The sequence below is a fragment of the Paenisporosarcina indica genome (genome assembly GCF_001939075.1).
In the GTDB taxonomy this organism is placed as follows: domain Bacteria; phylum Bacillota; class Bacilli; order Bacillales_A; family Planococcaceae; genus Paenisporosarcina; species Paenisporosarcina indica.
On sequence record NZ_MPTA01000006.1, the window covers coordinates 41,548 to 55,625 of the forward strand.

General features: G+C 37.1%; 13 protein-coding genes. 9 read left to right on the forward strand and 4 right to left on the reverse strand.

Annotated features, from left to right (window positions below):
• Positions 1 to 19: 19 nt before the first annotated feature.
• On the reverse strand, positions 20 to 2,386 hold the full coding sequence (locus GY23_RS13630) for a 3-hydroxyacyl-CoA dehydrogenase/enoyl-CoA hydratase family protein (protein ID WP_075619777.1): 2,367 nt from the start codon (positions 2,384 to 2,386) through the stop codon (positions 20 to 22).
• Between the two features lie 538 nt (positions 2,387 to 2,924).
• On the opposite strand from GY23_RS13630, the gene GY23_RS13635 reads away from it, so the two are divergent.
• From GY23_RS13635 to GY23_RS13650, 4 genes are all read left to right on the forward strand, one after another.
• Positions 2,925 to 3,185 (forward strand): hypothetical protein, encoded by a 261-nt coding sequence (locus tag GY23_RS13635; protein WP_075619778.1) that lies wholly within the window; start codon positions 2,925 to 2,927, stop codon positions 3,183 to 3,185.
• A complete protein-coding gene (locus tag GY23_RS13640; protein ID WP_075619779.1) occupies positions 3,182 to 3,496 on the forward strand; it encodes a spore coat protein in 315 nt (104 codons plus the stop codon). The genes GY23_RS13635 and GY23_RS13640 overlap by 4 nt, the downstream gene beginning before the upstream one ends.
• 70 nt (positions 3,497 to 3,566) lie before the next feature.
• On the forward strand, positions 3,567 to 3,887 hold the full coding sequence (locus GY23_RS13645; RefSeq protein ID WP_075619780.1) for a thioredoxin family protein: 321 nt from the start codon (positions 3,567 to 3,569) through the stop codon (positions 3,885 to 3,887).
• A gap of 81 nt (positions 3,888 to 3,968) precedes the next feature.
• On the forward strand, positions 3,969 to 4,448 hold the full coding sequence (locus GY23_RS13650; protein ID WP_245827669.1) for an STAS domain-containing protein: 480 nt from the start codon (positions 3,969 to 3,971) through the stop codon (positions 4,446 to 4,448).
• A 68-nt stretch (positions 4,449 to 4,516) separates the two neighbouring features.
• Here GY23_RS13650 and GY23_RS13655 read toward each other — a convergent pair whose 3' ends face one another.
• Positions 4,517 to 5,773, reverse strand: a complete 1,257-nt coding sequence (locus GY23_RS13655; protein WP_075619782.1) for a GNAT family N-acetyltransferase — start codon at positions 5,771 to 5,773, stop codon at positions 4,517 to 4,519.
• Between the two features lie 169 nt (positions 5,774 to 5,942).
• On the opposite strand from GY23_RS13655, the gene GY23_RS13660 reads away from it, so the two are divergent.
• Positions 5,943 to 7,388 (forward strand): catalase, encoded by a 1,446-nt coding sequence (locus GY23_RS13660; RefSeq protein WP_075619783.1) that lies wholly within the window; start codon positions 5,943 to 5,945, stop codon positions 7,386 to 7,388.
• Positions 7,389 to 7,514: 126 nt separating this feature from the next.
• Positions 7,515 to 8,039, forward strand: a complete 525-nt coding sequence (locus tag GY23_RS13665; RefSeq protein ID WP_075619784.1) for a C39 family peptidase — start codon at positions 7,515 to 7,517, stop codon at positions 8,037 to 8,039.
• Here the strand turns inward: GY23_RS13665 and GY23_RS13670 are convergent.
• On the reverse strand, positions 8,023 to 8,850 hold the full coding sequence (locus tag GY23_RS13670; RefSeq protein WP_075619785.1) for an STAS domain-containing protein: 828 nt from the start codon (positions 8,848 to 8,850) through the stop codon (positions 8,023 to 8,025). The genes GY23_RS13665 and GY23_RS13670 overlap by 17 nt on opposite strands.
• A gap of 19 nt (positions 8,851 to 8,869) precedes the next feature.
• Positions 8,870 to 9,760, reverse strand: a complete 891-nt coding sequence (locus tag GY23_RS13675) for a 5'-3' exonuclease (protein WP_075619786.1) — start codon at positions 9,758 to 9,760, stop codon at positions 8,870 to 8,872.
• Positions 9,761 to 10,138: 378 nt separating this feature from the next.
• On the opposite strand from GY23_RS13675, the gene GY23_RS13680 reads away from it, so the two are divergent.
• From GY23_RS13680 to GY23_RS13690, 3 genes are read left to right on the forward strand one after another with little or no spacing between them, the layout of a single operon-like run.
• Positions 10,139 to 11,674 (forward strand): spore germination protein, encoded by a 1,536-nt coding sequence (locus tag GY23_RS13680; protein WP_075619787.1) that lies wholly within the window; start codon positions 10,139 to 10,141, stop codon positions 11,672 to 11,674.
• Between the two features lie 16 nt (positions 11,675 to 11,690).
• Complete coding sequence (locus tag GY23_RS13685) at positions 11,691 to 12,803, forward strand: GerAB/ArcD/ProY family transporter (RefSeq protein WP_075619788.1); 1,113 nt, start codon at positions 11,691 to 11,693, stop codon at positions 12,801 to 12,803.
• Positions 12,800 to 13,924 carry a Ger(x)C family spore germination protein gene (locus tag GY23_RS13690; protein ID WP_075619789.1) on the forward strand — a complete coding sequence of 375 codons (1,125 nt, stop codon included), beginning with the start codon at positions 12,800 to 12,802 and terminating at the stop codon, positions 13,922 to 13,924. The genes GY23_RS13685 and GY23_RS13690 overlap by 4 nt, the downstream gene beginning before the upstream one ends.
• Positions 13,925 to 14,078: the final 154 nt, after the last annotated feature.

The following is a 14,078-nucleotide window of genomic DNA, read 5'->3' on the forward strand; positions in this document are numbered from 1 at the left end:
CTTATTTGCCGCGTGCAACCTAGTTACGCAGCGGCTTTCCTTTCACTAACATGTGTTGCATTCTTGCTTGGGATTTTGGCTGAGCTACTAAGCTTAAAAATGCTTCGCGCTCTAAATCGAGCAAATATTGTTCATCAACAAGTGTGCCGTATGGAACTTTACCTCCAGACAATACATAAGCAAGTTTCTTCGCGATATTCAAATCATGCTCACTAATGAAACCTGATAAGAACATGCCTTCCGCTCCAAGTAAAAGCGTGGCATAACCTGAATCGCCAGTTACTGGAACCTTTTCACGTAATGGAGCTTTGTAGTTATTTTCATATAATGCTAAGGCAGCTTGTTTAGCATCGTAGATTAAATGATCGGCATTTACACTGATGCCATCTGCGAAATTCAGGAAGTTATTTTCGCGTGCTTCTTCACCTGATGTTGATACTTTCGCCATTGCGATGGTTTCAAACACTTTGTTAGCCACAAATTGATAATCCACATGAACACCGTTAGGCAAACCTTTTAAATGCTTCATATATAATTCTTTGTTTCCCCCACCACCAGGGATGAGCCCTACTCCCGCTTCTACTAAACCCATATAGGTTTCATGAGAAGCTTGAATGTGAGCTGCTGGAAGACAAACTTCTGCCCCTCCACCAAGAGCCATACCAAATGGTGCTGCAACAACTGGTTTTGAGCTATATTTTATTTTCATCATGGCATTTTGGAATGCTCGAACAGTGAAATCAAGTTCGAAAATATTGTCATCTTGGGCTTCCATCAAGATCATGCCAAGATTCGCTCCTACACAGAAGTTTTTCCCTTGGTTTCCGATGACAAGTCCTTTATAGTTTTTCTCCACTTCATCGACTGCGAAGTTAATCATTTGTATAATATCGAGTCCAATCGCATTGGCTTGTGAATGGAACTCAAGTAGTGCAATGCCATCTCCTAAATCTATTAAACTAGCACCCGAGTTTTTCTTGATTACGCCATGTTTCTTTTTATATTGTTTCAGATTGATCACTTTTTCATTGGTTGGGACAAGCGCATATTCGTGACCATTAAAGAAATACGTATCTCCATTTTCTTCTTTATAGAAGGAATCAAATCCTTGTTCAAGTAAGCTTTGTACGAAATCCGGAACTTCCAAGCCTTCCGCTTTCATTTTTTCGACCGATTTTTTCACTCCTAATGCATCCCAAACTTCAAACGGACCTTGTGCCCATCCGAACCCCCACTTCATCGCATTGTCAATTGCGACGATATCGTCTGCAATCTCACCGTGCAGTTTCGCAGAATACACAAGTGTCGGTGCCAAAATGCTCCATAATAATTCACCTGTACGGTCTTTCGCAAATGTTAATGTTTTCACTTTTGCAGCTAGACCTTTTTGTTGTTTTGCCATTTCAAGTGAAGGCGTTTTCAATTTTTTCACTGGTTCGTATTCCATTGTTTCAAAGTTTAATTCAAGTATTTCTTTCCCTTTCTTCATGAAGAATCCTTGACCTGACTTCGCACCAAACCATCCGTTGTCTAGCATTCTCTTAATCAATGTTGGGAGTTCAAACACTTTTTGCTCATCACCAGAAGTTTGGTCATAGACATTTTTCGCCACATGTCCGAACGTATCTAGACCAACCACATCAAGCGTACGGAAAGTTGCAGATTTTGGACGACCAATTACAGGACCTGTAACCGAATCTACTTCGCCAATTGAATATCCCTTTGCTATCATTTCTCGAAGAGTTACCAAGAGTCCATATGTTCCGATTCGGTTTGCAATAAAGTTTGGCGTGTCTTTTGCAATCACCACACCTTTACCAAGGCGATCTTCACCAAATGTTCGCATGAACTCAACAACAGCAGGAAGTGTCGTTTGTGCAGGAATCACTTCTAACAGTTTCAAATAACGTGGTGGATTGAAGAAATGAGTGCCCAAAAAGTGTTTTTGAAAATCCTCTGAACGTCCCTCAACCATCGCATTAATACTTATTCCAGATGTATTTGAACTGATGATTGTTCCTGGCTTGCGCACCGCATCAATTTTTTCGTAAAGCCCTTTTTTAATGTCAAGATTCTCAACTATGACTTCGATAATCCAATCTACATCTTTTAGTTTGCCTAAGTCATCTTCAAAGTTTCCAGCTGTTAATAATGCAAGATTTTTCTTTGACGCAAGGGGTGCAGGCTTTTGCTTAAGTAATTTTTCTAAAGATCCTTGTGCGACTTGATTTCGAGCTATCGGATTAGTTTTGTTTTCTTCAGATAAATCTCGTGGCACCATATCAAGTAATAGTGTTGGAATTCCGATATTTGCTAAGTGGGCTGCAATACCTGAACCCATGACACCTGATCCCAGAACTGCGGCTTTTTTAATTTGATAAGTCATGTATAAAGCCCCTTTCTCAATTTGAATGAACACTCATTCATTTTTTAATTAAAAAAATAGACACCAACTCTATGACATTCAGTGTAGACCATTTTCTCTTTTTTCGCAATATTTAAATGATAATCAAATGCCCTAATTTCACAGTGATTCACTCTGCGGAAATCGGATGTTTTTTATGCTTAAACCATCTTATGAATTGAAGTCTAAGTTGATGAAAATTAATTCTTTCATAGGCAGATCATCCCTTCAATTCATGTATAATTCATGAAAATTTTCTCACACTACTACCTATGACTAAGCTATGTTAAATTTCATTGTTGATTTTCACCTATTAATAGATATGGAGCAAAACTGCGAAGTAAAAGCCTGCTCCTGCACCGCTACGCTGCTTCGTCGCAAAGACATTGGCCGAACTATCTTCGACCAATATCTTTCCTGCGGAATAGCTCGGCGCCCGTCCGCGGAAAGTGGAGCAGTTTTGCGGAATATCCTCAGTATGATTTAACATAGCCTATGACCGAAAAGGAGGATATTCACTATGGGCTTATTTTCTCAAGCAAATGAACAGCAACTTATGTATCCAGAGCCACCTAAAATGGTTTCGACAAAAGACTTTCTTTATTTTAAGGATATGATGTCATGGAATTTATTAGCTGCCAAAAAAATGAACTGGTCTGCTCAGAACTGCCATTTACCTGATTTAAAGAAAGAGTTTGAAACTGCTGCTCAAATGCACGCTAAACACTTTAATGAATTACTAAAAACATTACAGCAAAGTGAAGGAGGTCCTGTTTCATGAGTGAACAGACCATTAAGAATCCACAAACTCCTTTTGCAGAAACAGCAGATCTAAACGATCGGGATATTTTGAATGATGCCCTTTCTACGGAAAAGTCTTTATGTCATTCTTATCAAATCGCACTACAAGAAGCCAGCCATGACGCACTATATCAACTAATTTTCTCTCAATTACGTGATACATCAAAACAGCAACGTAGCTTTTATGACTTGAATTTCAAACATGGTTGGTATGTCCTAACACCCACCACATCACAAGAAATTCAACAAACTGTCCAACAATTCGAAGGATATAAGCAACAGCTACAATAAGAAACAAATTGCTTTCCGTCTGAAGTGAAACGGTGTAAACTGTTCCTATAGATAGCAAGGAGGAGCAGAAATGAAAGCAATTACAACAGCTGAACAATTTAATGAAATTATTTCATCTGATACAGAAGTTATCGTAAAATTCACTGCAGGATGGTGTCCGGATTGCACAAGAATGGATATGTTCATCGATCCTATTATTGAAGAGTATAACCAATATCAATGGTATGAAGTAAATCGTGATGAACTTCCAGAAATAGCCGAAAAATATGATGTCATGGGTATCCCAAGCCTGTTAATATATCAAGAAAACACAAAAAAGGCACATTTGCATAGTGCAAATGCTAAATCCCCAGAACAGGTAACTGAATTTTTACAAAGCCAAAAAGGGTAGACCTCGCGTCTGCTCTTTTGTTTATCCACGAACTTTTGAAACACCATCGCTTATGTTATACTCTCTGAAAAGAATACCGTCATGAGGTGGAATATGCATAACGAGTTAAACTTGCAAGAATTAAAAGACAAAGTAAAATACTATGAAAATATCATTAATCAAATGTCCGCACCTATTATTGCTTCAATCGTACCCCAGACCATCATGATTCCAATCGCAGGTTATATGTTTAAGGAACGGCTTAAAATGATACAAGAAAAAACACTTAAATATGCAGAAAGTCATCGTGACATTGAACACGCAGTATTTGATTTTACAGGGGTAACGGTTGAGGATGTTGTCTCTTTTGATTACGATGATTTAGCATGTGAATTATCTCACCTTAATAATTCGCTTAAATTGATGGGCATTCGTTCAATCTATGTCGGATTTAATCCCAGGATTGTCAGAGAAATAGTTCATGCAGGAATACATGTAGAACTTGAAACATATGTCAATTTCCGCATGGCGCTCCAACGTTTATTAAAAGAAAACAACCAGTCTCTTCACACTCTTGCGTGATGAGCTGGTTGTTTTTTATTAAGAGGTCTTTGTCAGAAGTTATTTTTCATTCTACTTGGATGCTCCCCTTAAAATGATGTGAAACAAATCGGTTTCATATTTGGCTTGAACCAGCTATCTAAATCTCTTGCTGAGCCATCATTTAATTCGACTTTACCGTATTTAATCAATTGTTCAAGGCTTATACACCCCATCCACCAAGAGCTTAGGTCGTTTATTGAAATGCTCAAATCGGCTAATGTCTGTGTAATTACTGAAGGTTCCACTTCCCATATATTATTTTTACATGTCAATTTGTATCCACCTTGGATCTCCTGTGAAAATGAATCCTCAACAAAAATGCTCATGCTTACAAATTTGTCTGGTCGAACATTCGAACTGAAATTCGACTGTTTTACAAATTCCTCCACTGAAATCAAACGGTACATTAAGCCGGTACCAACCTGGGCCACTTCATGATAAACACTTGGAATCATACGATTGCTATCATTCCTTGGATCTTCCAACTGGTACATAAAAGCTTCATCTTGTGTTCGAATAATCACTCGTTCTACTTGATCTTGTTGAGAATTCAGCCAAGCACTAATAGCTAAGAAGGCACTCGGCTTTATCCAAAACCATTCGAATACAACTAACTCATGATGTAGGAAATGGCTATCCTTAACCGGTTGTAAAATATATGCAATAGCCCCAACTAATTTGTCTTCTTCATAAACACCAGCATAATAAGACGCTTTTTTCTTGATGAGATTTCTTTCATTCCACGTCCGTTTAATCATTCCATGATGAGTTGCCGCATATTCATTGTATAGCTGAACAATCTCTTCTTCGATTGCAGGCGATAACAACTTCACACGGTGTTTATCTCCACCACTCGGAAAACTAGTTGGTTTTAATTTGTATTGGTATCTTGTTGGTCCATAGCCATAGCCCATTTTCCGATAGAACCCAGTGTTAAATGGATACAAAGAAACAAGCGATACCTGTTCATTTTGTGCAAGTTCATGAAAATGTTGTAATAAATGAAAAGCGATCCGTTCTTTTTTATGAAATAAATGAACCGCAACCATTCCAATTCCAAATTGCCGAACCATTTTTCCGTTTATATTTCCTAGGAAGTCATGTAATCGATACAAACCTACTAATTTATTTTCTTCATCAAAAAATCCATAATAGCGTAAATCATTATCTGTTACTTGTTCCGTCGTCAGCCGTTCTGCAAATTCTGCTTGTTGCGTTGCTTGTGAAATGTTCATTCCTGGATACGCCATAGCTACAATTTCTGTTGCTTGTTTTATGTCCTTTTGAGTAAGTAAACGGATCATCTTCATTCCCCCTAATTTAGGTAAGTATAAGAATTTCTGAATCGTCTGTAAACTAGCTATTCATCCTAGTCTATAAATACCTGTTTCTTATTACTTGATAATTAGTTTAATATACTTTACATTGGAATTAGTTCTTTTTTATAATAACTATTAATAAGGAGTCGGTATAATGAAGAAGTTAACAACAAACCAAGGTGTTCCAATCGGAGACAATCAAAATTCACGCACGGCTGGTCGACGTGGACCCACACTAATGGAGGATTATCAACTAATTGAGAAATTAGCTCATTTTGACCGTGAACGTGTTCCAGAACGTGTTGTTCATGCTCGCGGTGCAGCGGCACACGGTACATTCGTTGTTAAAAACAGTATGAAAAAATATACAAGTGCGGCATTCCTTCAAAATGAAGGGCAAGAAACACCAGTATTCACTCGTTTTTCAACAGTAATTCATGGTCTACATTCTCCTGAAACCGCACGTGATCCACGTGGATTCTCAGTTAAATTCTATACAGAAGAAGGCAACTATGATTTCGTTGGTAATAATTTGCCAGTATTCTTTATCCGTGATGCCATTAAATTCCCGGATGTTATTCATTCATTAAAACCAGATCCACGTACCAATTTACAAGATTCTGCACGTCTTTTTGATTTCTTTGGATTATCACCTGAGTCAACTAATATGGTCATGCATTTATTCACAGATGAAGGCATTCCACAAGATTACCGTCATATACGTGGTTCTTCTGTACATTCATTTAAGTGGATTTCGGAGGAAGGCAAAACTACATACATTAAACTTCGTTGGGTACCGAAGCAAGGCGTTAAAAACCTATCAATTGAAGAAGCTGCCGCTCAGCAAGCGAAGGACTTCAGCCACGCGACTCGTGACTTGTATGAAGCAATTGAACGCGGGGAGTTTCCAGAGTGGGATTTATATGTGCAAACATTAAAACCAGAAGACATGGATAATTACGACTTTGATCCATTGGATGCTACAAAGGATTGGTTAGAAAAAGATTTCCCATATGAATTAGTTGGAACAATGACCTTAAATCGTAACGTAGATAATTTCTTTGCTGAAACAGAATCAGTTGGATTTAACCCAGGCGTTCTTGTGCCAGGTTTCCTACCTTCTGAAGATAAAATGTTACAAGGTCGTCTATTCTCTTACTCAGATACACAACGATACCGCATAGGAGCAAACTATCTACAATTACCAATCAATGCGCCACAATGTCCGTTTGCCAATAATCAACGTGACGGTGCTATGCCATTCAAACAGCAAACGTCTCGTGTGAATTACGAGCCTAATAGTTTCGACTCAGAACCAAAAGAAGCACCAGAGTATAAAGAAGCCGATCAACCTATCTATGGGGTTGCCGGTAAAAACGCAATTGAGAAAACAAATAACTTTGGTCAAGCTGGAGAAATTTATAGAACTTATGATGAATCTACAAAACAGGCTCTTATTAAAAACTTGTTAGATCAATTCTCTAGTATTGAAAATCGTGATATCGTTGGCCGTGTAATAGCCAATTTGTATCGTGCAGATGAGACTCTAGGCCAGAAACTTGCCGAAGGTTCAAATGTGGACGTGAATCTTTACCTATAATATTTGAAATGAAAAGAGTTTTTCCTTACTGTTAATACAGGAGGGAAAACTCTTTTTCTTCATCAATGCTAAAAACAGCCTACGTTCCGATGATGGATCTATTACGAATTACCAGGAGATGAAATCATGCGTGTGCAATTGAAAGTTAAAGGATTATCTCAATATGATGAATCTATAAAGACCCACTATCAGAATTCTGCTTGTGGTCCCGTAACAGCTTTAACCATTTTACGGTACTGGATGCCGAACTCTTCCACTTATGATGTGAATCAATTGTATCGGTTACTGCAAACTACTCGAATCGGATTATTTACATGGAGATTAAAACATAACTTGGGTAAACTCCTCGGTTCTTCTTGGGAAATAAACACATGTTCTCTAGAAGAAGCAAAATCTGAACTGATTGAAGGACGTCCAGTTGCGTGTAAATTTGATCGCTACTTTACATTTCACTGGTTTGGCACTTACGAATTTGCCTATCACTGGGTTCCAATGATCGGTTTTGAAGAAAATGAAAACGACTTAACACTGATTCTCCATGACAATGGTGGAAGAAATCGTGAAAGTCGCATTCGACATGTCTCATATAAGCAGAATCAGGATATTTTAACATTTGTAAAAATGTATCCATATTCTAAGATGATTGAATAACTGAAAGTGCACGCTTTAAAGTTGAGTAACTACCGACTTTTCCAAAATCTAATCCAAGTTGAACGAGAGTTTGAGCGATAATCGGAGAAATCCCACTTACGGTGCCTTTTACACCAAGAAGAGCTAATGAATCTAATAAATGAAATAGTTGTTGAGCAACAAATGTATCAATGATCTGTACGCCGGATAAATCAATAATCAAATGTTTGATTTTCAATCGGGACGCTTCAATCAAAGCACGCTCATGCAATACTCGTGAGCGTACTTCATTCATTGTACCAACCAGCGGCAACACAGCAATATCGTTATTGATCGAGACAACTGGTACGGACAATTCCAACACCATTTGTTGAGTTAGAGCCAATTGTTCTTTATCGTAACGTACGAAGGGAACACTGAAGAAATAAACGAGATCGTTGATAGAACGGTCTAACACATCAATGATATCGTATAGTTCATTGGTATTTAGTTCCAGCTTTTGTGCTTCGTATTTTATTAGACTGCCTATAGTATTACGATAATGTGGAACTTCACGTAGCATCATGTCAATCGTCACTTGGTGCATTTTTGCTGTATGAGCCCCTGCCTTCTCTCCCCATTCTCTTAAACCCACCACGCGTTGTTCTTCAGACATTTCTAAACAAGCCCCATAAAGTTCGACAAGTTCAATTCTCATTGGATGTAGGTCTATTTCAATCCTATTTAATTCTGGATAACGAGAATTTTGCTCATTCGTAATGATTCGTGCAAGATCATGTGATTGTTGTAATATACAATTCTTCATATGGATGAGTTGTGAATTTAAATTCATGGAATACCTCCCAAATTTGTCAAATTAAATACAATGAACGTGCATGTCTACTTGTAATCCCAAACCCCGCTTGGTCAAGTTGGTGTAAATGATCTTGATTATAGGTTGGGATTAATAACTGATTCAGCTCGATTGGTAAGTCCATTTCACAATGTATGGTGGCAAGTTTTTTTGACAGACGTAACATGTCGAGATTTTCTTGAATTTTCTTTTGTTGCCCTGGTTTTAATTCATGCAAAGAATCGATGACCCCTTCTACTGAACCGTATTTTTGAATTAATTGCAATGCACTTTTTGGTCCAATCCCTTTTACGCCTGGATAGCCATCACTTGAGTCGCCCATAAATGCTTTAACGTCAGCAAAAACAGATGGCTCAATTTGATATTCCTCGATAAATCGTTCATATGTATAATCATCGTAAATTGCAAATCCTTTTTTCGTGAAAGCGATATTTGTAGTTGGGGTTAATAGTTGCAATAAATCTTTATCCCCACTTACGATTGTAATGTTGGCTTCATTTTGCCATTTGCATGCCATCGAACCGATTAAATCATCTGCTTCCATGCCAACTTCCCCAAAGTTTTGCCAACCCAGCATTTTTGATATATCTTTCGCCATATCAAATTGTGGAATCATCTCTTCTGGTGGTGCAGGACGATTTGATTTGTAGCCGTCAAAAAGATCATTGCGAAATGTTTGACTCCCCATATCCCAACAAATTGCCATATGAGTTGGTTGCATCATTTGTTTTGCTGTTAAGACGTGACGTGCGAAGCCTTGTACGCCATTTGTTGGGGTCCCTTGTTCATTTCGGAAATATTGGCCAAACACAGATGTAGCAAAGAATGAACGGAATAACAAAGCCATTCCATCTACTAATAAAATATGTGGTTTCTCCATTGATTTCATTTTTTCTCCTCTTTTCCTCACGGTTTTTCACTTCAATTCATAAAGTACATTTCCGAGTGACATTTCCAAAAAATTTGACAGTCTTTTTAACTGTAAGTTTCCCTTCATTATCAACCTTTTTTGATACAAATCCTACTACTATTTCGTTACTGTGGAAAGTTTATGCTTTATGTCTAGGAAATTCAGTATGAATGCTAATGTTTCCTAATGTTAATCATCGCTTCAGAAATTCCTTCAATTAGTATAGCAGGTTCAAAGTAAATAATATGGGAGTTCCTACTTTTGCAAAATGGAAAGTTTAGAATATATCTCTGAAATCGAGTATAGAATATCCCCCTAAAGCCAATTCTTATAACAAAGTAAGAAAGGGGGAATATCATGTTTAAAAATAAATTCAAACTATCTTTATCAAAGAAACAATCAAAAGTTGAGAGTGATAGGGATGGAAATGAACCGAAAGAAAATATGATTCCTTCAGCAACGAATTCTTTTATTCAGGCGATTAAAGATGCTACTCATAACCCATCAGACTTAATTGTCAAGTCGATTCCTCCCAATCTCACGCTCATTTTTATAGAAAATCTCGTGGATGAACGGACATTAAATGATCATATCCTAAATGATTTGTACAAAAAACCGAGTGAATCACCGGAACTTATGAAGTCTTTACTATCTATTCCCTTGTTAAATATATCTAATCTACTGGATGATGCTTTGTCTTCAATGATGACTGGAACGGTAATCATTCATATTGATGGTTATTCTCAAGTTGTATTGGCAAATATCGCCACTAGAGAAACACGCAGTTTGTCAGCACCAGAAAATGAATCCCAAGTAATTGGCTCACAAGTTGGATTCAATGAAAGTCTTTCAACAAATGTATCGTTAGTACGTAGGTACATCATGAATCCTGATCTTTGTATTGAAAAAACCAAGATAGGGAAACGAACGAATACATCAGTTTCACTATTATTCATGAAAGGTATCGCCTCGGAGGAGATGGTTAATACCCTACGACAAAGGATTAACAGCATTGATATCGATGCCATAATAGATAGTGCCGCTCTGGCTGAAATGATTGATGACAACTCTCTTTCAATTTTCCCACAAATGCTTCTTACAGAAAGAACTGATAAATTTTGTGATGGATTAATGAACGGCAAATTGGGAGTTCTTGTAGATGGTAGTTCCATGGCAATCATTTGCCCGCAATCATTTATTGAATTCTTCCAAAGTAGAGAAGATCAAAATCTCAGATGGCAAATTGCATCATTTCTTCGGATATTAAGATTTAGTGCAATCTTTTTATCCGTTTATTTAACGCCTTTATACGTGGCGGCATTGACATTTCATTACGAAGTTATTCCACAAGCTTTCTTAGTTCCACTAAGTGAGTCTAGAGCTTTAGTTCCTTTCCCTCCAGTATTTGAAGCCTTACTTTTAGAATTTATTATCGAGTTACTTAGAGAAGCTGGAGCAAGATTGCCTACAAAAATCGGACAAACCATTGGTATTGTAGGCGGTATCGTAATTGGAACAGCAGCCGTACAAGCAGGAATTACGAGTAATATCTTAATTATTATTATCGCTTTAAGTGCATTGGCGTCCTTTACATCACCAAGTTATATGATGGGGAATGTTATTCGTATTATTAGATTTCCCATTATCATATTGGCGGGCTTTTGGGGCTTTTATGGCATTATGCTTGCATTTTGTTTTATACTCATTCATCTATTACGTCAATCCAGTTTGGGTACTCCGTACACGGCACCTTTTTATCCACCTCGACTGAAAGATTGGCGTGATAGTATTATCAGAGCGCCCTTTTCCTATACATCTAAAAGACCCACAAGTTCAAGACCAGTAGATGATGAAAAATCCAATCCTGAACCAGTAAATCCTGAAAAAAGTTGAACTGAAGGTGATATGAATGAAAAATCCACTGCAACTTAGCCCGAAAGATACGATAAATGCTTTTCTCCTTTTTTTTGTGATTCATAGCAGTCAAGTTGGAGTTGGAATACATGGCTTTCAGCGCTTTGTGTATCATGATGCAAAACACGATGCTTGGATTTCGGTACTTCTTATAGGCATCGTCTCACATATCATCGTTATCTTCATGATTAAAACGTTAGAGATGTACGATTCAAATGATTTATATGGGATTCACCAAGATGTATTTGGTAAATGGATTGGGAATTTTTTGAATGGGATTTATATTCTATACTGCTCAACCGCATTTTTCGCTGTTTTGCGAAACTATATGGAAGTAATAAATGCATGGGTTTTCCCCAACTTAAATCCCTGGTTCCTTTCAGCTACTTTGCTGTTAATTGTGATGTATGCCTTTCTCTCCGGTCTACGGGTGATTGTCGGAATTGCGTTTTTTAGTGTTGTTTTTTCTTTTTGGCTCTACCCATTATTAATATTTCCGCTCGAGTTTTCGTCATCGTCAAGTTTTTATCCAATTTTGGAGAGCGATATTATCTCGATTTTAAAAGGTGCACAATCCATGACTTTTACAATTATTGGTTTTGAAATCCTTAATGTCATTTATCCTTTCGTAAAGGATAAGGAAAACGTTAAAAAGCACGTTCATTTAGGTTTGCTAGCTACTACAGTAATTTACTTAGCCATAATTTTGGTTTCGCTTGCCTATTATAGCGAAGGTGAACTCGCAAGAACCATATGGGCAACTTTAACTTTATTTAGTATTGTCCGATTCCCATTTATTGAACGATTTGAATTTATTGCAATAAACTTCTGGATGTTGATTATTATACCTAATCTTTGTCTATACATATGGGCTGCTTATAGAGGAACCATACGCTTAGTAAAAATAAGTGCGAAAAAATTCGTTTGGATTTTTTCAATTATCATCTTCATTTTCACTATTGTTATTCAAACACGTACCCAAATAAATATGATTAACACTCAATTTGGCAAAGTTGCCTTTTATATTGTTTTTGTTTATCCCATTTTTCTGTATGTAGTCGCCGCATTGAAAAAGAAACTCACATCACAAAAGGAGCAAAAAGAATGAAAAAATTAAGATACTTTATCATAATTATATTGCTCTTTGTAAGCCTAGTGGGATGTGCGGAAACAAAAATCCTAGAAAGAATCGGTGTAACCACTTTGGTAGGCTATGACTTGGGTGATGACGAGATGGTGGACACTACCGCGATCATTCGACAAGTAAGTCCCGAATTTCAGAGTAGAGTGGAGATTATTACTACGAAAGACAAAACTAGTAAAGGTACACGTATAAAAGCCAATCTTAGATCATCTAAAAAGATACAGATCGGTCAAATGAGGATCGTCTTGTTCGGAGATGATGTAGCTAAAGATGGACTTCGTTATTACACTGAAACACTTTTGGAAAATCCTGCTGTTAGTAATAGTCTTTTTATGGCCGTTGTTGAGGGTCGAACGCAGCCATTACTTGAATACAAATATGAAAATATTGAGGATATTGGTCAACATATATTTAAGTTGGTAGAACAAAACATTACGAATGAGCACTTGATTTCATCCACTCTTCATGAGGTAGCACATGATTATGATTCCATAGGTATGGACATGTCTATGCCTATTTTAAAAAGAGACAAAGAAGTGATAGCCATAACTGACGTCGCCCTATTCAAAAGGGACAAAATGGTAGGTAAACTTTCGGTTAACGATAGTTTTTATTTAAAACTTGTTAGAAATAATTTTCAATCTGGAATGCTTGAAACGGTTCTTACAAAAGATGATTTAACATCTTCGTTAATGAAAAACTCTCCCGACGGAATTCCTTTAGTATTCGATACCGTTCGAACGGTCAGAGATGTAAAGCTAATCAATCAAAAAACACCGGAATTCGACTTACACATTAAAATGAATGCAAGATTATTGGAAATAAAGTCAGACATAAATACAGGGGATCCAAAACAAATTGCGGCTCTTGAAAAAGCGATAAAAAAGAATTTAACCCGTGAGATATCAAGAGTAATTGCCTACTGTCAGGAAGTTGATTCGGATGTTTTCGGCTTCGGCGAAGTATACAGAAGCTCTGTTAGAAATTCCAACCTAACGCATGAAAAATGGCATGAGATGTATAAAGAAATGAAAGTGAATGTAAAAATAGACTTCACGATAATTAGAAATGGGATTTTTGAATAATTTGAAGGCAAACCTATTATATCTTGATATAAAATAAACATCGTGGCAAATGAAGTTAGGTGGAAAGTAAATTCCCGATTCAACACTTCCTATACTATGGAAAACACACATATTCCGACACTCCTTAGAATTGTGTATAGAAAAGGCAGTCCCC